14 protein-coding genes are annotated in these 20710 nt (G+C 55.2%); 11 read left to right on the top strand and 3 right to left on the bottom strand.

Annotated features, from left to right (window positions below):
• Positions 1–134: 134 nt before the first annotated feature.
• Positions 135–953: an alpha/beta fold hydrolase gene (locus M5G18_RS07825; RefSeq protein ID WP_273897413.1), complete on the bottom strand. Its 819-nt coding sequence runs from the start codon at positions 951–953 to the stop codon at positions 135–137.
• A gap of 181 nt (positions 954–1134) precedes the next feature.
• Here M5G18_RS07825 and M5G18_RS07820 point away from each other — a divergent pair, with 181 nt between their 5' ends.
• From M5G18_RS07820 to M5G18_RS07775, 10 genes are all read left to right on the top strand, one after another.
• Entirely contained in the window at positions 1135–1584 is a 450-nt protein-coding gene (locus tag M5G18_RS07820) for a winged helix-turn-helix transcriptional regulator (protein ID WP_273897412.1), read from the top strand.
• Positions 1585–1734: 150 nt separating this feature from the next.
• Positions 1735–3441, top strand: a complete 1707-nt coding sequence (locus M5G18_RS07815; protein ID WP_273897411.1) for a ShlB/FhaC/HecB family hemolysin secretion/activation protein — start codon at positions 1735–1737, stop codon at positions 3439–3441.
• A gap of 25 nt (positions 3442–3466) precedes the next feature.
• Complete coding sequence (locus M5G18_RS07810; protein ID WP_273897410.1) at positions 3467–12259, top strand: two-partner secretion domain-containing protein; 8793 nt, start codon at positions 3467–3469, stop codon at positions 12257–12259.
• Positions 12259–12654: a hypothetical protein gene (locus M5G18_RS07805; protein WP_273897409.1), complete on the top strand. Its 396-nt coding sequence runs from the start codon at positions 12259–12261 to the stop codon at positions 12652–12654. Before M5G18_RS07810 ends, M5G18_RS07805 begins: the two co-directional genes overlap by 1 nt.
• A 396-nt stretch (positions 12655–13050) precedes the next feature.
• Positions 13051–13263, top strand: coding sequence for a hypothetical protein (locus tag M5G18_RS07800; RefSeq protein WP_273897408.1), 213 nt, complete (start codon positions 13051–13053; stop codon positions 13261–13263).
• A 143-nt stretch (positions 13264–13406) separates the two neighbouring features.
• Positions 13407–13991 carry a hypothetical protein gene (locus tag M5G18_RS07795; RefSeq protein WP_273897407.1) on the top strand — a complete coding sequence of 195 codons (585 nt, stop codon included), beginning with the start codon at positions 13407–13409 and terminating at the stop codon, positions 13989–13991.
• 412 nt (positions 13992–14403) lie between these two features.
• Entirely contained in the window at positions 14404–14937 is a 534-nt protein-coding gene (locus M5G18_RS07790) for a hypothetical protein (protein ID WP_273897406.1), read from the top strand.
• 73 nt (positions 14938–15010) lie between these two features.
• On the top strand, positions 15011–15766 hold the full coding sequence (locus tag M5G18_RS07785) for a hypothetical protein (protein WP_273897405.1): 756 nt from the start codon (positions 15011–15013) through the stop codon (positions 15764–15766).
• 222 nt (positions 15767–15988) lie between these two features.
• A complete protein-coding gene (locus M5G18_RS07780) occupies positions 15989–16522 on the top strand; it encodes a hypothetical protein (protein WP_273897404.1) in 534 nt (177 codons plus the stop codon).
• Positions 16523–16617: 95 nt separating this feature from the next.
• Positions 16618–17085, top strand: coding sequence for a hypothetical protein (locus M5G18_RS07775; RefSeq protein WP_273897603.1), 468 nt, complete (start codon positions 16618–16620; stop codon positions 17083–17085).
• A 59-nt stretch (positions 17086–17144) separates the two neighbouring features.
• Here the strand turns inward: M5G18_RS07775 and M5G18_RS07770 are convergent, their stop codons facing one another.
• On the bottom strand, positions 17145–18188 hold the full coding sequence (locus M5G18_RS07770; protein ID WP_007950451.1) for an LLM class flavin-dependent oxidoreductase: 1044 nt from the start codon (positions 18186–18188) through the stop codon (positions 17145–17147).
• Positions 18189–18255: 67 nt separating this feature from the next.
• Complete coding sequence (locus tag M5G18_RS07765) at positions 18256–18741, bottom strand: flavin reductase family protein (protein ID WP_273897403.1); 486 nt, start codon at positions 18739–18741, stop codon at positions 18256–18258.
• A 325-nt stretch (positions 18742–19066) separates the two neighbouring features.
• On the opposite strand from M5G18_RS07765, the gene M5G18_RS07760 reads away from it, so the two are divergent.
• Positions 19067–20473 carry a purine-cytosine permease family protein gene (locus M5G18_RS07760; RefSeq protein WP_273897402.1) on the top strand — a complete coding sequence of 469 codons (1407 nt, stop codon included), beginning with the start codon at positions 19067–19069 and terminating at the stop codon, positions 20471–20473.
• Positions 20474–20710: the final 237 nt, after the last annotated feature.

Raw genomic sequence — 20710 nt, 5'->3', positions numbered from 1 at the left:
AAACGTGATGCAGAGGCCTGAAAGCCCCGTAAATACGGGGCTTCGACCTGGCACCGGAATCCGGGACAACAAAAAAAGGACCGCCGACAGGGTTGTCGGCGGCCCTTTTCAAGGTGTGTTCAGATCACAAGAACTCAGCGATCGAGAAACGCCAGCAGATCTTCATTCAATTGCTGCGCATGGGTGACCGCGAAGCCGTGGGGCGCGCCTGCGTAGACTTTCAGCTCGGCACCCTTGATCTGCGCGGCCGCTTGCTTGCCGGTGGTCTCGAACGGGACGATCTGATCGCCATCGCCGTGAATCACCAACGTCGGTACGTCGATTTTCGCCATGTCCGGGCGGAAGTCGGTTTCCGAGAACGCGGTAACGCAATCCACAGTGCCTTTGAGCGAGGCCAGCAGGGCGATGTTCAGGGTTTGCGTCAGCACGCCATCGGAGACTTTCTGACCCTGATTGGTGCCGTAGAACGGGGCGTTGAAGTCAGCGATGAACTGCGCGCGATCCTTCAGCAGACCAGCCTTGATCCCGTCGAACACCGACTTGTCGACGCCTTCGGCAAAGTCCGGTTTCTTGCCGAACAGCGGCGTCACCGCGCCCAGCAACACCAGCCCGGCAACGCGCTCGCTGCCGTGGCGTGCAATGTAGCGGCTGACATCGCCGCCGCCCATGGAGAAGCCGACCAGGGTCACGTCACGCAGATCCAGGTGCTCGATCAGTTGCGCGATGTCGTCGGCAAAGGTGTCGTAGTCGTAGCCGGTCCACGGCTGCTCGGAGCGCCCGAAACCACGACGGTCGAAGGCAATGGTGCGGTAGCCGCGGCTGCTCAGGTATTCCATCTGGTATTCCCACATGTCGGCATCCAGCGGCCAGCCGTGACTGAACAGCACGGGCTTGCCGCTGCCCCAGTCCTTGAAATAGATCTCGGTGCCGTCTTGGGTCGTGAACGTGCTCATGAAAACTCCTTGGGTGTGGGCCTGCGTGGATGCCGTGATGGCAGCCTTCACTATCGCGACAAAGGGCATTGGCCACTTGTACGCAGGTGCTAAGTTTCGTGGCGCACGCGTTAACGGTTTGGCGGCATGAGTTGTAAGATGCAACCGCATCGAACCTGCCGTTTTGCCGGAGACACCCGAAATGAAGCGCAAAAGCCTTGCGGGCAATGCCTGCCCGATCGCCCGGACACTCGACCTGATCGGTGACTGGTGGTCGTTGCTGATCATCCGCGATGCGCTGGAAGGCATTAGTCGTTTCAGCGATTTCGAGAAGAGCCTGGAGATCGCCAAGAACATGTTGAGCACCCGGCTCAAAGGGCTGGTGGAACGCGACATCTTGTGCCTGGTGCCGGCGTCCGATGGCAGCGCTTATAAGGAATACGTGCTGACTGAAAAGGGCCGGGCGTTGCAAACCGTGATCGTTGCGTTGTCGCAGTGGGGTGGTGAGTTCATGTTCGAGCCTGGCGAGCCGGGGTCGGTGATGGTGGATGCGCAGAAGCGTCAGCCGATCAGGAAGCTTCAGTTGCTGGCAGTCGATGGCCGGGTGCTGGCGCCGGAAGATGTGGCGACAAAACTGGCGGTTGAGCATTGAGGTGATGTGATTCACCGATTCCGGAAGACTTTTACTGATGCCGCTGGTCGGCAATACATATTTAGTAATGACAAAAATTGACGTCAGAATAGTGGCTCATTACTATCGCGCCATTATTTTGATATCAGTTTCCGTCTCGAGGGATCGAACATGTCCTCACCCGCCCTCGTGGCGAGGTTGTGCCTGGCTTTGCTATGCCTTTCTCCGCTCCAAACCGCACTTGCAGCACCCACCCCGGGTGAAACCGACCTGATCCGCGAACGCCAGAACCGGCTGCTCGAAGAGCAGCAGCGGCGCCTCGAAGAGCTCAAGGATCTGCCCGGCAAAGAGGCCAAACCGGCTCAGCCGGAAGCCCCCATCGACAACCGTTGCTTTCAGATCAACGACATCGAGCTCAAAGGTGCCGACAGCTTGTCGGAAAGCGACAAGAGCCGTTTGCTCAAACCCTACATCGGCCAGTGTCTCGGTGTGCCTCAGCTGAATGAAGTGCTGAAGGTCATCACCGATCACTACATCGAGAAGGGTTGGGTGACCAGCCGTGCTTATCTGCCACAGCAGGATCTGTCCGGTGGGCACCTGAAAGTGCTGGTGGTCGAGGGCAAGCTCGAAGGCTTGAAAGGCGCCGACAACAGCAAGCTCTCGGAGCGTGAGTTGTCGATGGCGTTTCCCGGCAAGGCCGGTGAGCTGGTGAACCTGCGCGAGATCGAGCAAATGGTCGATCAGCTCAATCGCCTGCCGTCCAACCAGGCCAAGATGGAGCTTTCGCCGGGCAAGAACGTCGGCGGCAGTGAAGTACTGGTCACCAATACCCCGCAAAAACCATGGCGCACCGGATTGTCGCGCAGCAACGACGGCCAGCGCAGCACCGGTGAGCAGCAGTGGGGGACAACATTCGATTGGGACAGCCCATTGGGTCTGGCCGATCAGTTGTCGTTGCGCGGCGGTCATGACGCGATGACCGATCACCAGCACACCTCCAACAACGCCATGCTCAACTACAACCTGCCGTGGGGCTGGTGGAACTTCAGCTACACCTACAGCCAGAGTGAGTACCGCTCGCAAATCGCTGCCAACGGCTACAACTTCAAGCAGACCGGCGACAGCGAAAACCATCAGCTGCGCGCCGAGCGGGTGATCCACCGCGACTCGGTCAGCAAGACCTCCCTCAACGCCGGCCTGTCGTATCTGCGCACCAACAACTTCATCGAAGACAGCAAGCTCAAGCTGAGCAGCAACCGCATCAGCGAAGCGCAGTTCGGCTTCAACCACGGGCGGCGGATCGGCAGCGCCTTCGTCAACTTCGACGCCGGCATGCAGGAAGGCATCGGTGCATTCGACGCTCAGGGCAGCCATGATCCGGGTCCCGGCGAGCCGGATGCGCGTTACCGCAAATACACCGCCACCCTGAGCTATCTGCAGCCATTCAAAGTGGGGGGCGAGTCCTTCACCTTCAGCAGCCTGATGACCGGTCAGCGCAGCGAAGACGTGTTGTTCAGCCCGCAACGCACCAGCCTCGGCGGGTCGTCTTCGATCCGTGGCTACAAGGATCAATCGCTGTCTGGTGACAGCGGTGGCTACTGGCGCAACGACCTGCGCTGGTCGCGCCCGATCAACGCCGAATGGCTGCGCCCGGTGTTCGCGGAATACGGCACCAGCCTCGGTTACGATCAGGGCGTGATCCGTGGTGACCGCTACAACGGTGACCAGCATGGGCGCATGTCGAGCAACTCGCTGGAACTGTTTGCCCGGGGCGAACACGTTGCGGCCAGCGTGACCTTTGCCCACTCCCTGGAACGCCCTGACGTGCTGACCGAGCGCGAAGCACCGATCTATTTCCGCGTGGATTTCTTCCTCTAGTTTTTGCCCTTTCCGAGATTCTGCTATGAACTTCCGCCAACTGGCCTTTCTGGCCAGTCAGCCTTCTGCTGCCTTAAAAAACCGTGAACACTTCTGGGGCATGCCCAAACGCGGAATGGCGTTCCTGCTGGCCAACGTCATGTTCTGGCAGCCGATGTGGGCACAGGCAGACGGAATCGTGGTCAGTGCGCCCGGCACCACGCTCGACCGGGCAGGCAATGGCGTGCCGATCATCAACATCGCCACGCCCAACGGCGCGGGTCTTTCGCACAACCAGTTCCACGATTACAACGTGGATGCTCAAGGCGTCATCCTCAACAACGCGACCAGCCGCACTCAGCTGACGCAGATCGGCGGAATCATTCTCGGCAACCCGAACCTGCGCGGCGCGGCGGCGCAAACCATCCTTAACGAAGTCAACGGTGGCAGCCCGAGTCAACTGCGCGGTTACACCGAAGTGGCGGGGCAGTCGGCGCGGGTGATCGTGGCCAACCCGTATGGCATCAGTTGCAACGGCTGCGGCTTCATCAATACGCCGCGTGTGACCCTGACCACAGGTAAGCCGGTACTGGATGGCACGGGACGGCTGGATCGATTCCAGGTCGATCAGGGCAGCGTCTCCATCGATGGCAAAGGTCTGGATGCCAGCGCTGTCGACAGCTTTGAAATCCTCACCCGCAGTGCGCAGATCAACGCGCAGATTCACGCCAAACGCCTGAACATCACCACCGGTCGCAACGATGTAAACGCCGAAACGCTCAACGCCACCGCGCGTGCCGATGACGGCAGCGCCAAACCGCAACTGGCGATCGACTCTTCGGCGCTCGGTGGGATGTATGCCGGGGCGATCAAACTGGTCGGTACCGAGGCCGGTGTTGGCGTGAAACTGGCAGGCGAGCTGGCGGCCAGCGCCGGGGATATCCAGATCGACGCCAATGGCCAACTGACGATGGCGAAGGCCACGGCCAGCAATGCGGTCGACATCAAGGCCAACAGTCTTGAGGCGCAGCAGGCCGTTTACGCGGGCACACAATTGACCGTGCAAACCGCTAAGGATCTGGTTAACCAGCAAAGCCTTGCCGCGAGGGACAGCGTTCACCTGACCAACGGCGGCACATTGACCAACGCCGGCGTGATCGAAGCCGGGGTGAACGCGGACAACAGCCGTAACGGCAATGGCGATGTCACCCTCAACAGTGGCGCCGTGAGCAACCGTGGCAGTGTATTGGCCAGTCGCTCGCTGAGCGCGAGTGCCGCAGGTGTTTTCGATAACCAGAACGGTATCGTCCAGGCCAAAGACGTCGCGCTGAGCGCCACTCGGTTGCTCAACCAAGGGGCTGACGCACGGATATACGGCGAGACCCGCCTGGCCTTCAACGTCCCGGCAATCGTCAACCTCAGTGGTCTGATCCGCTTCGCCGACGGCCAGGCGGCAACGCTCTCCGTCGACAGTCTGGACAACCGCAAAGGTCGTATCGAAATCGCCGGCGGCAGTCTGAAACTCAATGCGCGGACGCTGCACAACGACGACGGCAAGATCATCGCCGGACGTCTGGATATCGATACCCGGCAACTCGACAACGCTGGCGGCCTGATTGCTGCCAGCCAGGGCGAAACCAAGGTCGTCGCCCGCGAACGTCTGAACAATGGCACAGGCAAGATCCAGGCAAAGACCGACCTCGTTGTGTCGGGCGCCGAGTTGCTCAATCAGGGCGGCACATTGGCCGCCGATTCGATCCGGATTACCGGCACCCGACTGGATAACAGCAGCAAGGGGGTCATCAGTGCCGAAAACGGCAATCTTGATCTGGCACTGGATCAGGATCTCGATAACCACGCTGGCAAGGTTCAAGCCTCGGATCGATTGAGCGTCGCTGCCCAGACCATCGACAACCGTAATGCCAGCCTGACCGGCAAAACCCTTGAGGTCACCAGTCTCGGCAAGCTCGACAACTCCCAAGGCACGATTTCATCGGATGAAAGCGTGCTGGCCAGCGAAGACCTGGACAACACTCAGGGCCTGATTCAGGGCAACACGACCCTGAACCTGACCGCACGCGATCTGGACAACACCAACGGCCAACTGCTCGGCGGTGTTGTCGATGCGACGCTGGACAATCTCACCCGCAATGACAAGGGCGCGATCAGTACCGAGACCGGCAAGCTCACGCTGGTCGTCAACAAGCACCTGAACAATGCCTTGGGTCGACTGCAAGCCAGCCAGGGTGACGTGGATGTTCACGCCGGCAGTATCGACAACCGTAAAGGTGTGGTGGCCGCGCAACAGCTGCTGTTGGTCGCTCGCAACGGTCACATCGATAACCGTGGCGGGCGGGTGATCGGCGATCGCCTCAACCTGCAAGCGGCCAGCCTCGATAATGGCGAGGGCGGTCTGCTGGCCGCGGGTGCTGACGGGGCCCGGTTGATTCTTAAGCGAACCGTCGCCGGTCAGTCGCAACTGCTCAATCAAAAGGGCCGGATCCAGAGCGATGCCGACCTGTACATCGAAAGCGATACGGTCGACAACAGTGCCGGTGTTCTGCTCGGCAAAACCATCGAAGTCAACGCGACCCGACTGAACAACAGTGACAAGGGCGGCATCGTCGGTACGGGCGGCGACATTGCGCTGAAAATTGCCGGTGTCTTCAATAACGTCACGGGCGTGGTCGACGCCGCTGAGCAACACCTGCTGCTCGAACAACTGGTCGAACTCGACAATCGCGGCGGCACATTGCGCGGCCAGCGCCTGGACATCACCAGTACGTCCATCGACAACCGTGATGCGGGCCAGATTGTTGCAGGTAGCGATGGTCTGAAAATCGTCGGCAGCACCGTGCTGAATCAGCAGGGTGCAATCCTCGCCAATGGCAGCCACGCAGAACTCGCGCTGGGCACCGGCAACCTGCAAAACCAGGGTGGCACGCTTCAGGCTGACACGCTCGACATCACCAGTGCCGACCTCGATAACAGCGCGGTCAATGGCAAGGCTGGTTTGATCTCCAGCCTGCTGGGCGATTTGCAGTTGACCGTGACACGCCTGATCAACCATGGCGGCAAGCTCTTCGGCAAAGGTCAGGTCACTTTCGATGGCACCCGTCTGGATAACGCGGGTGGTGAGATCAGCGGCAATCGGCTGGGTCTCGAAGCGGTCGGCCAGATTCTCAATCAGGGCGGACTGATCGAGTCGGCGGCGGATCTGCAACTGAGCGGCGTCCAGCTGGACAACAGCGCTGGCGGGCAGATTCGTGCCCTGGGCGGCACCTCCAGCAAGATCAAACTGAACGGCAACCTGAACAACCAGAACGGCGTCATCGAGATCGGCAGTCAGGATCTGGAACTGGCTGGCGCCCAGCTCAACAACCTCAGCGGCAGCGTGCGTCACGCCGCGCAAGGGCTGTTCAACCTGGATCTGAATAACCTGACCGGCACGCAGGGCAGCCTTACCGGTCTGGGCAACGGCGTCTGGGATGTCGCGGCGGTCAATGGTGTGGGCACCTGGCAACTCAATGGTGGGCTGACTTACACCAGTGCGCAGGATTTGAACCTCAATGTCGGGGATCGCATCGCCAGTGCTTCGGCGCTGAACCTGAATGTCGCCAATCTGAACAACGCCGGGCAACTGCTCAGCGATGGCGATCTGACGCTGACCCTTGGCGGCAACCTGATCAACAGTGGTCGAGTGTCGGCTCAGCAGAAGCTCACCATCAACGCCAACGACTTGATTCAACAGGACGGGCGGCTGGTCAGCGGTGGCGATACCGTGATGACCTTGCGCGGCACGCTGGACAACCTAGGCCGCCTGATCGCCAACCAGAACCTTACGGTGACGGCTGCACAGATCAACAACAAAGGCACCCTGGGCGCCCAGGGCAATCTGGAATTCAACGCCGCCAACGGCATCTCCAACGGCGCCGATACGCTGCTGTTCAGCGGCGGCACGATGAAGTTGCATGGCAACAGCCTGAACAACTATTACGGCGACATCTACAGCCGGGGCAATCTCACGGTCGACGCCGTGGGTGGTGGTCGTGCTGCGTTGTTCAGCAACTTGTCGGGGACGGTCGAGGGCGAAGGGGATATCGACATCAATGCGATGTCGGTGGAAAACGCCAAGTCGGTTTTCGAAATGTCGCAGGGCGGCAGTTCCGGCTCCATCAGATGGATTTGCGGGCAGCATTGCGGTGGCCACGATGGCTGGAAAAAAGGCACGATCATTATTGATCGGACCTATAACGATGTGGTCCTCAAAGACTCGACCGCATCACGCTTCGTCGCGGGCAAAAACCTGACGATTCATGCCAGCAATGTCGAAAACCGCTACAGCATGATGGCTGCCAACGGCAACCTGACGGTAACCGCCGACCGCTTGTTAAACCTCGGCGCGGAATCGCGCTCAGGCACTTCAACAGAATCGATTGGCACGCCTGGCAGGATCGACAATAGTCTGTGGGATCGGATGGAGTTCATCGAAGTTCCAGCGTTCAATGCGCAGACGCAGCAGGGGAATTTCGATGAGGCACGCTTCAACGAGTTGGTCGCCGTAACCAATGACAGTCGTTTCTCCCACCCTAGCAACGTACCAATAAACTGGTCTCCCAATGGCAACACCTTGTATCCGGCCACCCTTCAGGCGGGAGGAACGGTAAGCCTCAACGTCACTGACTCCATTCAGAACGGCAAGCTCTACAACAATACTTACGATCAGCTCACCGGAAATCTGGACAGCGAAAAAGCCACCGGTGTGGGTGTCGTCGACATCAATCTGGGCAAGCGCAGCAGCGCCGCCAGCGTTCAGGTCGCCAAGGACGTCACTCGCATCGAAAGGGTGGATGCGGACGGCGTGAAGCAGATCAGCTTCGTCCCGGTTGATTTCCGTGGAGTACCGTTTGCTGCCGTAGATCCAACCGCGTCTTCGACTTTCAGGCTTCCGAAAGGCCCGTACGGCATGTTCGTGCAGAGCCCGAATCCGCAGAGCCGCTACCTGATCGAAACCAATCCGGAACTGACTCAGACCGCGCCATTCATGAGCTCGGACTACCTGCTGGGTAAGCTCAATTTCAGCGCGGATGAGGCTGCCCGTCGCCTCGGCGACGGCCGCTACGAATCGCGTTTGATCAGCGATGCCGTCTTGGCTCAGACCGGCCAGCGTTTTCTGGCCGGCGGCTTGAACAACGATTACGAGCAGTTCCGCTATTTGATGGACAACGCGCTCGCCAGCAAAAACGAGCTGAATCTGGCGGTGGGTGTCACCCTGACGTCCGAGCAGGTGGCGGCGCTGACGCACGACATTGTCTGGATGGAAGAGCGCGTCGTCGATGGTCAGAAAGTGCTGGTGCCGGTGCTGTATCTGGCGCAGGCCGAATCCCGCAACGTGCGCGGTGGCAGCCTGATTCAGGGGCGTGATCTGGAAATGATCGCCGGCAATGACCTGGTCAACGTCGGCACTCTGCGGGCCACCAATAACCTCACGGCAGACGTCAAAGGCAGCCTCTATAACGGTGGTCTGGTCGAGGCCAACGAACGCCTGAGCCTGATGGCCACCGACAGCATCCGCAATGCGCTGGCCGGTGATATTCGCGGCAATCAGGTCAGCCTGAGCACCCTCAAGGGTGACATCGTCAACGACCGGACCGCCGTGACTTACAGCCCGGGGCAGGGGTTGCGCACGTCACTTGACGACGGCGGTAGCATCAGCGCCCGCGATACGCTGAGCATCAAGTCCGGCCGTGACTTGACCAACTCCGGCACGATCACCAGCGGCGCTGATGCAGACCTGAGCGCGGCTCGTGACATCAATTTACTGGCGGTTCAGAACGTCAACGAGATCCACACGATCGAGAACGGCGGACATCGCTCGACTGTCACCACAACCGTGGAAAACCTCGCGTCCAGCGTGAAGAGTGGCGGCAACCTGAAGCTCGACGCCGGTCGCGACATCAACGTCCTTGCCAGTACTGCAGAAGCCAAAGGCGATCTGCTTGCCGACGCGAAACAAGACTTGAACATGGCTTCGGCGAGCGACGAACACAATGTCGAGACCAACAGCAAAAGTGGCAAGAAACGCGTCCACGAAGAAGACAACCACACCGTCCAGAAAGCCGCCGAGTTCATTGCGGGCGGCGACGTAAAAACCACTTCCGGTCGCGATACCACGTTGGTGGCGAGCAAGATCAGCGCGGGCAATGAAGCCTATGTGTATGCGGGTAATGACCTGAATCTGCTGGCAGCGCAGAACAAGGATTACACCCTGTACGACATGAAGGAGAAGGGTGGTTTCGGCGCCAAGAAAACGAAGCGCGACGAAGTTACCCAGATCACTCATGTGGGGAGCGAGATCAAGACCGGGGGCAATCTCACGCTGGTCAGCGAGGGGGATCAGCGCTATCAGGGTGCCAAGCTAAACAGTGGTAAAGACCTGACCTTGGACAGCGGTGGCAGCATCACTTTTGAGGCCGTGAAGGATTCGCATCAGGAAAGCCACGACAAGAGCAGCAGTAGCGCGGCCTGGACCAGCATGGAAAGCAAAGGCCAGGTTGATGAAACATTGCGCCAAAGCCAACTGATTGCCAAAGGTCAGACGCTTATTAAAGCGGTTGACGGGCTTCACATAGACATCAAACAGATCAACCAGCAAAGCGTCAGTCAGGCAATCGACGCCATGGTGCAAGCCGACCCGAGTATGGCCTGGTTGAAAGACGCCGAAGCGCGAAATGATGTGGATTGGCGTCAAGTCCAAGAGCTGCATGACCGCTGGAATGAAAGCCATTCCGGGTTGGGTGGCCCTGCGATGATCATCATCATAATCATCGTCACCTACTTCACGGCTGGTGCGGCTTCAGGCCTTGTGGGGGCCGGCGCGACTGCTGGTTCCGGCACAGCGATGTCCGCTGGTTTGGCCGCGACGGCCACCAGTGAGGCAGTGGCAGCAGGTTGGGCGAACGCGGCACTCACCGCCATGATTACTTCGGCAACCAGTACCGCAGCCGTCAGCACCATTAACAACAAAGGCAATCTCGGAGCGGCGCTCAAAGAAACCTTCAGTGCCGACAACCTGAAGAATTACATTGTGGCCGGAGGCACTGCGGGTCTGACCACCGGTTTCTTCAATGACTGGACCAGCAGCACGACCGGTACATCGCCCGCGCTCACGGAATCCACCAAAGGCGCATTGGCCAATACCGGCAAAGTTGTTGTTGCTGATTCCGGTGGTTTGAGCAGCCTGCAAGGTATCGCGCACTTTACCGAAAACCAGTTGTTGCAAAATTCCACCTCGGCATTGCTCAACAAAGCCCTGGGCCGTGAAGGCAGCTTGGGCGATGCGGTGCAAAAAAGCCTGGTAAATGCGTTTACCGCCTATGGCTTCAACCTGGTGGGTGATATCGGGGTGAGCAACCACCTGCAGGACGGTGGTCTGGAGAAGATTGGCCTGCATGCGCTGATGGGGGGCTTGAGCTCACTGGCCTCGGGTGGGGACTTCAAAACGGGCGCCTTGGCAGCCGGAGTCAACGAAGCGCTGGTCGCCGACCTGGCGTCGGCGTATTCCGGAATGTCGAAGGACGATAGAGAACGATTGTTGCTGATGAACTCACAACTGATCGGGGTTTTGACGACCGCTGTGCAGGATCCGAATGCCGATGCCGACAAGCTGCAGCTTGGGTCATCAATCGCGCAGAGTGGTACTCAATACAACTACTTGAGTCATCAGGATGTAAAAGACCTGGAAAAGGCGCTCAAGGAATGTAAAGACAACTGTGATGCCGTTCGAGCTGAGTTTGCCAGGCGTGATGCGGCCAACACGGCGCGGCTTAATAACTGTTGGGCGACCGGTGATTGCGAGAAGATCAAGGCTGAGATTGATGAAGGCTCTCGTGAATTAAACAAACTTTGGCAAAATGACAAAACAGGGATTACAGATCAATTCCTCCATAGCAATATCGCCGACTCGACCAACGCCAGGACGCGGGCTTCCCTCGACCACCTTCCGAAAGGGGATCCGGCTAATGCGGTGAAAATGTTGGCTGCAGCGGGGATCATTGCTCTTGCGCCCGAAGCGATTGGTTTGCTTGGACAGTTGACCACGAGAGCTGCAGCCTCCTGCGCAGCCAACCCAGTGTTGTGCGCAAACGAAGTCGCTATCTGGACAGCCGAGGCAGGGATGGCGGAAGCACTTCCTGTCGGATTGGGGACCGCGGCAGGAGGGTTGACAGCCAAAGAGCTAAGTGATCTTCGCGGCTTGATGGAGATAGAAGCGAAAACTGGGGTTAAACTGACGGCTGAGGAGATCGCGGCAGTTGTAAGGCCAGCAGCAGTAGGTACGGAAGGGGCAGCCACGATTGGAGGTCAGGCAACTTCTACCTTTTTGAAGGACTTCGGCGAGTCTGTTCTTGGTCACAACACACAGATAGGCGTGCGAAATAGTAAGGCAGGAACGATTTCGGGTGCTCACAATGTCGATGCCTTCCTAGAGTCGGTTGAAATAACCGGAGCGAAAATCTCCAACAAAATTACTGACGTCCGTTATCCTGGCCTTGTTGAGTATAGCTATCAGTTACCTAGAACCAACACTAAGGGCGAGTTGATAGGTGGTTATAAGCCTACATCAACAAAAACGACTTACGATCCGAAGGTCTTGCCTGATAGTAAAGTTGCTGATATGTCTAGTAGGGCAGCAGTTAAAGCCGAGTCGTTGTTTAAAGCCACTCCAACGTTGAGGGAGGCTAGTATTAATGTTGATGGTTATTACTTTCAGGTGACGCGCAATAGCAAGAGTGGAGAAATAACGAATTCATTTATTACTATGCCGCCGAGGACAAAATGATGAATAATTTGGTTTGGCTTGAGAGTCTCAAGAATTCGTTTTCTTCAACTGGTTTAGATTATGAAGATCTTTACCATTTGATAGAGGCTGCTATAGTTAGAGGGAAGACTAATTTTCCAGCGTTTATTCACGACGCTTCACGGGGATATGGATTTTCAGTGAGTGAAGGCTTTTTTTACTCCCTTGATCAGGACTGGGATGATCCAGAAAGTTTTGATGAGGTCAGTTTATTTTTGGGCGAAGTGGAGACTTCAAGCATCCCGGTGGGTGACTACGTTTTCCTTATGAAAATTGCAGCTAATGTGTACTCTGACTACTTTCCGGACGAAGGAGGTAGTGTTTTAAGATCTGCTGAAAGATTAGAGGAGCGTTATTCAAAAAGGTTTTCAGTCTAGTTGGATGTGTTTTTTAAGATTAGGAAAAGATGCGGGTTTATTTAATTTAATAAATCCGTAACGTTTTTATACGTTTTGCACTAAGTTAATTTTATGATCTGTGACTCTGCGGCTACAGTCGTGAGTGGTGCTCCAAGTGCGGATTTATCGAAATGACCAAAAAATTAAAAGGACAAAAAAGGGGATGGGTTTATTTGATTAGATGAATCTGTCCCCTTTTGTTAGTCAATGTTTTTGATAAGGGTGGTGTAATTCGTCTAACCAAGAAAAAAGGAACCTGAGATGTTGCACGAAGAGCGCGTTACTTACGAAGTCCTTAAATCATAGGCGCTGGAGCGTTATTACGAGGGGTGCCGTGATCATGCGGTGATGAAGGGTTGGCCTCATGAGCAGATAATGGGATATGTCGATTACCAATTTGAAAACGTTTTTGAGCGCCCAGTAGAGAATTTCATGTGGCGGGTCATCTTGCTGGTTTTATCTGGCGGATGTCATCAGGATTGGTATTTTCGAGCGCGCCAACTGCTTGAAGAGCAAGTAGAAAAAAATAAAGAAAAGGGGACGGATTTATTTAATTTAATAAATCTGTCCACTTTTGTTTGGAAGTAAACAATAAGGAAGGGTTAAATGATTCGTCCCCTTTGCATCTGTGCTCTGCGCCCGTGTGAAATTACAGATGAGGGTGGAATTAAAAAAGACGCTATTATCGGTGTTGGTGCAAATAGCAGTACTACCTGGTCGGAGGGCAAGTAATGTCACTGAATAAAGACTGGCAGCCTGGTTATGGAGAAATAATCACTTGGTTCGCCATGGACAAAAATGGATTGATAGCAGTTATGGTGAATAACTGTTTTGGTCGCCTCCCGTCTGTATTGTTGGATGTTCTAGGTTTGGAGGCGCAGCTTGATCGTATAAACGAGTTTATGTGGGAGGAATCGTCAGATTTTTTTGATTATCCAGAAAGTAAAGCAGGTCGGACTTTGTTGGATATGTATTCATTTCGCAGGTATCGTAACGCTCATTCACGCAAGGACGTACAGTTGATAGTTTCAGAACGGTCGGGTTCTGATAAAAAACTCTCGGAGTATTCAATTCCGTCAATTAAAGGATTTTACATTTATCATGCAGTGGAAAGTTCTGTTCCTGGCGAGGACTATCCGGTGGGATGTAAAGAGGATACGGTGGCAGGGGATTATTTTAGATTTTTAGTCCCAACTGTACATGCTGGGGTTGAAGACTTTCCCGAGGAGTTAAGGTCGTTAGTTGTCGTCTCGGATACACTGGATTTTACCTCTGATAAAATTATCGCGAGTGGTTCGATTGATTTGGTTTTCTAGCGTTTTTTTTTTCATGAAAAGGCCTGTTTTTTTTTGGTTTAATAACTCGTCCTCTTTTGAATTGATGAGGTGAAAGTATGCGACGGACTTTATCCTGGGTGGTGGGTTTTGGCCGATCATGCGAAGGTGGCATGTTAAGAGACCCATCCTGGATTGATGATTTAGCGCACCTGAAGAAGTCCTGTCATGGTGCGGGAAGCGTAACGATGGATGTTGACGAGTTGGCCGGATTTGAACTCTTGACACTAAAGGTGATTGCAGACGCAGGAAAATGGATTTAATAAATCTGTCCTCTTTTGTTATTTAGGTTGTTAGGTATATATTAGGAAAAAAGGTTGCGGATTTATTTAATTTAACAAACCCGTCCCCTTTTTGGTCCGTCATATGGTGATGAAAGGTTGAGGTTGTTGAAATGAATAATCTTGTTTGCTGTGTGCGGAATGAGATAGTCCATGCTGATGGAACGGTTTTTGAAAGGTTCTACGACTGGCAGGGATGCAGCACTGATTTTGAAGTTGAAATGAAGCAACTTAGGCATATAAATGTTAGTCCAGTAGTAGATATGGTGACATTTATAGTAAAAGAGGACGGGGCGGAGGTCCGATTCCTAGCTGCGGGTATCCCATACATACTCCCTGATCGGACAGGGGTGTTGGTGGTTTTTCAACAGGAACCAAATAGATTCAAATGTCCCAAAGCTCCATGGTTTTTTGGGTATCCCAACAACGCTGCTATTTATAATGCTGACGGTTCATTACGCTTTCAGTTGTGCAATCCTTATGGTGAAGGCAGCTACATAGGAGCGATGCATTCAGGTGCGATGCCTGGACATCCTAATTCTGTTGGTGTTTTGGTAGGAACAGTGGGGCATGATCCGGAGTGGCTTTATTTGGTTGATTCTGACAATCCGAAGCTAATACCTACAGGAAAGTGGATTCGTTATTGAGAGAGAAACGGCTGCAGATTTATTTGAGTTAATAAATCTGTCCCCTTTTTGCAATTCTTTTATAGCCTTGATCTTGGCGAAAGTAAAAAAGGACGTATTTTCAGTGTTAAAGGTCTCAATTAAGATATGTTTCGCTATTGCTTCTGTTTTTTCAGTCGCCCTCGCGAGCGCAAGCAACTTTAAAGTCTCCGAAGAAGGTGAGGTTTTGTACTTCAAAGCGCTACCTTATCTAGAGAAAGTTGATGAGCTGACTAGTAATTTGTATATTGCCCGTGATCAGTTACCTATCAACGAGAAATTCCCACCGCAGAAGAAGCAACAATATAAGGATGAAGTGCAAGTTCTTTTAAAGGAAGGGATGCCTTTGCTCAAGCGCTCAGCTGAGGCTGGCAACCCAGCTGCGCAGTATCGCCTAGCATTTATGGCGTCGAGCAATCAACTTTCCAAAGAAGAAGCCTGTACCCTGCTGAAGTCCAGTTTGAGCAATGGATTTACTCCGGCGGGGTTACAAATGTTTTTCATATGCTCCGATGAGACTAAAACCCCTGGGTTCCGCTCACTCATCGAGGCGTTACCTAAAAATGAAACTATTTATAAGAAATACTACCCTCAACCAACGATGCTACCGACATGCGATATCTTCAGCGATAGACAGTCTCTTTTCACGATCGTATCGTTAGACGAAAGAAACTTTCGCGCCAACCTTTATATGCGCTTATCGGCTCAGATGTCGCCGCCAAACCTTAAACAAGAGCAGCTCAGGTATCTTAACAAAGCCGCCGAGAATGGATGCGCCGAAGCAATAATGTGGATAAACGCTAAACGCTAAACGCTAAACGCTAAACGCTAAAAAAAGGGGACGGATTTATTTGATTTAATTTTCCCCTTTTCTAGTTGTCGGGCTTCGTGAGGGTACTGTGGGCGATATGTGGAATGCGAAGAATAACGTTCGCTTGCTTGGTGGCGGCCATCAGGTGAATTTCATGGATAAGGCGCCACGAACTAATCCTGAGCTGTATGAAGTTAATATGAACTCGGTGAGGTCATTGTAGTGAGCCAGTTGATCAGCGAAATTAGAACGAAGTGGGAGTTCGATGATGGAGTGCTCTTTGAGGATTTCGTCAGTTGGACCGGAACCTCAACCAGCTTCGACGATTTGAAGAAATATGCGCTTTATGCGCAAGAGCACATAGTCGTACGTTTTGAACGATATCTTGTTCTTGAAAATGGCGTTGAGATACGTCTTCATGTCAGTGAAATGCCTTATCTCCTTGAAGATAGAACAGGGGTTTTGGTGGTTTTTAATGAAGAGCCTTCAAAATTCAGTACACCTGAGTTTCCTTGGTTTTTTAACTGTCCTGACAATGCGGCGATCTACAATGCTGATGGCTCTTTGCGTTTTCAACTGCAAAACTCTTCTGGTATTGGAAACTATATTGGAATAGCGCACCACACGGAAATACCAGGGAATCCAAACGCGTTAGGTGTTTTGGTCGGTACATTGGAGCATGATCCGGAATGGCTTTATTTGGTTGATCCTGATAGTCCGAAATTGATACCTACAGGAAAATGGATTCGTTATTAGTTGAGTAAGCAAAAGAGGGCGGATTTTTTATTCGATAGGAAAGCCCGCTTTTTGGTCATCTTTTTTATTCAATAAGGACTCAGTCTTTGAGTGATGTGAAAGAGTATCCGCGTCTGAAAGTGTTCCTGGCCTTTCTTCTCTGTCCACTGGTCCCGGGTTTCATTGGTAGCATTATCAAGACCCTTGCAACGATCTTCCATCTGGCCATGAATCCACGGTTGATGGGTGAGGTCGTGGGAGGGGAGTTGATGTTGATGCCGTTCCTCGGCCCCTTGCTCGCCGAGGCGGTATTTCTTGTGCCGTTTTTGTTGTTCGCAATGGTGATTGCACTGATGAAGGTCAAGCGGACGAGCCGATCCTGTTCAGTGATTGCGCTGTCGGGTGCCGCGTTGGCCACTTTATGGGTGACGCCGTTTGTCCTGGCCGTTGTATCGGACGTAAAGGGAGCGACGTTTTCCGATGAGATGTTCGGAATGGTCGTGCTGTTCCTCACGGCAATGGCGACATGCTGGCTGACAGCGCGATTCTTTCTGCCTGATCCGGCAGAGCCTTCGTTGCCTTGAAACTCCAAATGAAAACGCCCCGAATAGCTCGGGGCGTTTTCGTATGCCGGGCGGCAGGTCTATCTGAACGCCGGCACCACATGCTTGATAAACAACTCCAGCGACTTCTTCTTCTCCGCATGCGGCAAGCTGTTGTCACACCAGAAACTGAACTCATCCACTCCCAGTTCCTGGTAGTACTTGATCCGCGGAATGATCTCCTCCGGCGTACCGATCATGGCGGTCTTGTGCAGGCTCTCCAGTTCAAACTCCGGACGCCCGGCAAACTTCTCTTCCGGGCTCGGGGCCAGGAAGCCGTTCACCGGCACTTCCTTGTTGCCGAACCAGGCGTCGAACGTGCGATAGAAACGTGAGATGGCTTTCGCGCCCACCTTCCAGCCTTCCGGGTCATCCGCCGAGTGCACGTGGGTATGACGCAGCACCATCAATTGCGGACGCGGCACATCGGGGTTGTTGTCCAGCGCAGTCTGGAACTTGTTCTTCAGATCGAGGACTTCTTCGTCGCCCTTCATCAACGGCGTGACCATCACATTGCAGCCGTTGGCCACGGCGAAGTTGTGCGAGTCCGGGTCGCGCGCGGCGATCCACATCGGCGGGTTCGGCTTCTGGATCGGTTTCGGCACGCTGGTGGAGGTAGGAAATTTCCAGATCTCGCCGTTGTGGGCGTAGTCGCCTTGCCACAGTGCGCGCACCACCGGGACCATTTCCCGCAGGGCCTGGCCACCGCTGGAGGCGGGCATGCCGCCGGCCATGCGATCGAATTCCACCTGATAGGCGCCGCGCGCCAGGCCGACTTCCATCCGGCCGTTGCTGATCACGTCGAGCAACGCGCATTCACCGGCGACCCGCAGCGGATGCCAGAACGGCGCGATGATGGTGCCAGCGCCCAGGTGAATGGTGGTGGTCTTGGCCGCGAGGTAGGCCAGCAGCGGCATCGGGCTCGGCGAGATGGTGTATTCCATCGCGTGGTGTTCGCCGATCCACACGGTGCTGAAACCGCCGGCCTCGGCCATCAACGTCAGTTCGGTCAGGTCTTCGAACAGTTGACGGTGGCTGACGCTTTCGTCCCAGCGCTCCATGTGTACGAACAGGGAAAATTTCATGACGCTACCTCGAATCTCTTGTGGTCGGCCGGTCGCTTGCCGGCCTGTTTAAGTGCAATCGTGCGGGTCAGGCGAAGGCGGGCAGGGCGCCCATCTTGCCGTGGCAATACACCAGCGGGCCGGCGTCCTGCTGAGGGACGAAGAGGTTTTTCACCGCGCCGACCATGATCGCGTGGTCGCCGCCTTCGTATTCGCGCCACAGCTCACATTCGATGATAGCTGTCGCGTTGGCCAGGATCGGGTTGCCCAGTTCGCTCAGCGTCCACTCGATGCCCTGCGCCTTGTCCTTGCCTTTGCGGGCGAAGGCATAGGCTTCGCTCTGCTGACCGCCGGACAGGACGTGAATGGCAAAGCGTTTGTTCTTGATCAGGACGGGGTAGGAGTCGGAACTGTAGTTGGGGCAGAACAGCACCAGGGCCGGGTCCATCGACAGCGAGCTGAAGGCGCTGGCGGTCAGGCCGACGATCTGGCCGTCGTCATCCAGCGTGGTGATGACGGTAACGCCGGATGGGAACGAGCCCATGACTTGTTTGTAGACGGCAGCATCGATCATTGGTCAATCCTCGAGTGCGGTGAAGCGTGTTTTTATGTGTTTATGGGTCTGATGGTATACCGTAATACATCGATTGCAAGCGCTTTTTTGGTGAAACGATAAACGTGGTTCATCCGTCGGAAACTCAGCATTTACGGGGCTTTGCTCTAGCCGTGAGCGCTGGCTATCAGGGAGGATGCCGGATCAGATGCCGTCGCAAACAGCGGATCAGTCTTGTGAAAATGTCGGAATACCATAATATGGTCTGCATCTGAGGGGCGGCCACGAAGCACCCCCGGTTTGGCTTCATACAACGATAAGAACAGACCCAATCGAGTTCATTTTTATGTCCCAGATGTCCCGGCAAGATCCGTTGATCGAGAATCACACGGTCGACTACGTCCCACTCGCGGAACGCCACGGGAAGGCCCGCGACCTTTTCACGCTTTGGTTCAGCACCAACATTGCGCCACTGCCCATCGTCACCGGCGCCATGGTGGTCCAGGTGTTTCACCTCGACCTGTTCTGGGGGCTGCTGGCGATTGCGCTGGGGCACATGATCGGCGGGGTGGTGATCGCCCTGGCATCAGCGCAAGGCCCGCGCATGGGCATTCCGCAGATGGTGCAGAGTCGTGGCCAGTTCGGGCGTTACGGTGCGCTGCTGATCGTATTCTTCGCGGCGATCATCTATATCGGCTTCTTCATTTCCAACATCGTGCTGGCCGGCAAATCCATCGTCGGCATTGCGCCGTCGGTGCCGGCGCCGCTGAGCATTCTGATCGGCGCCCTCAGCGCCACGGCCATCGGCGTGATCGGCTACAACTTCATCCACACGCTCAACCGCATCGGCACCTGGGTGATGGGCAGCGCGCTGCTCGCCGGATTCATCTACATCTTTGCCCATGAGTTGCCGGCAGACTTCTTTATCCGTGGCAGCTTCAATCTGTCCGGGTGGCTGGCGACGGTGTCGCTGGGGATCATCTGGCAGATCAGTTTCTCTCCATACGTGTCTGATTACTCCCGTTACTTGCCGGCGGACATCGGTATCGGCAAGCCATTTATCGCCACTTACTTGGGCGCCACGCTGGGCACGATTCTGTCGTTCACCTTCGGCGCGGTGGCGGTGTTGGCGACCCCGGAAGGCACTGAAGCGATGGCGGCAGTCAAGCAATCCACCGGTTGGCTGGGGCCGATTCTGATGGTGCTGTTCCTGCTCAATATCATCAGCCACAACGCGCTGAATCTGTATGGCGCGGTGCTGTCGATCATTACCTCGATCCAGACCTTTGCCAGCCAATGGACGCCGAGCATCAAGGTGCGGGTGATCTTGTCGAGCGTGGTGCTGGCGGGTTGCTGCCTGGTGGCGCTAGGCGCGTCGGCGGATTTCATTTCCGAGTTCATCGGCTTGATTCTGGCGCTGCTGCTGGTGCTGGTGCCGTGGGCGTCGATCAACCTGATCGACTTCTACCTGATCAAGCGCGGCAGTTACGACATCGCCTCGATCTTCCGCGCCGACGGTGGCATTTATGGGCGGTTCAACCTGCACGCGATCATTGCCTATTTCATCGGCATCATCGTGCAGCTGCCGTTTGCCAACACATCTTTGTATGTCGGGCCGTACGCCAATCTGGTGGAAGGCGCGGACCTGTCGTGGCTGGTCGGCCTGATCGTCACGTGCCCGCTGTATTACTGCCTGGCGACCCGTGGACAGACCCAGCAGAGCAGGGCGGCGCGGTTGGGTTTTACCGACTGACCGTTCGCAGGCTGTTCAAACAATGCCCGGCACTTCGTCGGGCATTGTTGTTTCCGCATCCCGGCGGTCAAGCAAATTGGCCATTTCGATCCCCTTTTGGCCAACGGGCTACTGTGCCGCGTCTACGCTGTCAGGAAGAATCGAAACCACAATTAAATGCTGCACCTTCCTTGCCCTTGGCTGATTTGCAAGCCGCTGCCGTGTACAGAACATAAAAACCATCGACTCACGCTGCAT

The organism is Pseudomonas aphyarum, from assembly GCF_028657055.1.
Lineage (GTDB): Bacteria > Pseudomonadota > Gammaproteobacteria > Pseudomonadales > Pseudomonadaceae > Aquipseudomonas > Aquipseudomonas aphyarum.
The sequence above is the reverse complement of the archived record's forward strand: the minus strand, read 5'-3'. Positions and strand labels throughout refer to the sequence as shown.

Bases quoted from the DNA above. Each gene is read 5' to 3' on its own strand.
- M5G18_RS07825 (WP_273897413.1), bottom strand. From the start codon at position 953: ATGAGCACGTTCACGACCCAAGACGGCACCGAGATCTATTTCAAGGAC.
- M5G18_RS07820 (WP_273897412.1), top strand. From the start codon at position 1,135: ATGAAGCGCAAAAGCCTTGCGGGCAATGCCTGCCCGATCGCCCGGACA.
- M5G18_RS07815 (WP_273897411.1), top strand. From the start codon at position 1,735: ATGTCCTCACCCGCCCTCGTGGCGAGGTTGTGCCTGGCTTTGCTATGC.
- M5G18_RS07810 (WP_273897410.1), top strand. From the start codon at position 3,467: ATGAACTTCCGCCAACTGGCCTTTCTGGCCAGTCAGCCTTCTGCTGCC.
- M5G18_RS07805 (WP_273897409.1), top strand. From the start codon at position 12,259: ATGAATAATTTGGTTTGGCTTGAGAGTCTCAAGAATTCGTTTTCTTCA.
- M5G18_RS07800 (WP_273897408.1), top strand. From the start codon at position 13,051: ATGGGATATGTCGATTACCAATTTGAAAACGTTTTTGAGCGCCCAGTA.
- M5G18_RS07795 (WP_273897407.1), top strand. From the start codon at position 13,407: ATGTCACTGAATAAAGACTGGCAGCCTGGTTATGGAGAAATAATCACT.
- M5G18_RS07790 (WP_273897406.1), top strand. From the start codon at position 14,404: ATGAATAATCTTGTTTGCTGTGTGCGGAATGAGATAGTCCATGCTGAT.
- M5G18_RS07770 (WP_007950451.1), bottom strand. From the start codon at position 18,188: ATGAAATTTTCCCTGTTCGTACACATGGAGCGCTGGGACGAAAGCGTC.
- M5G18_RS07765 (WP_273897403.1), bottom strand. From the start codon at position 18,741: ATGATCGATGCTGCCGTCTACAAACAAGTCATGGGCTCGTTCCCATCC.
- M5G18_RS07760 (WP_273897402.1), top strand. From the start codon at position 19,067: ATGTCCCAGATGTCCCGGCAAGATCCGTTGATCGAGAATCACACGGTC.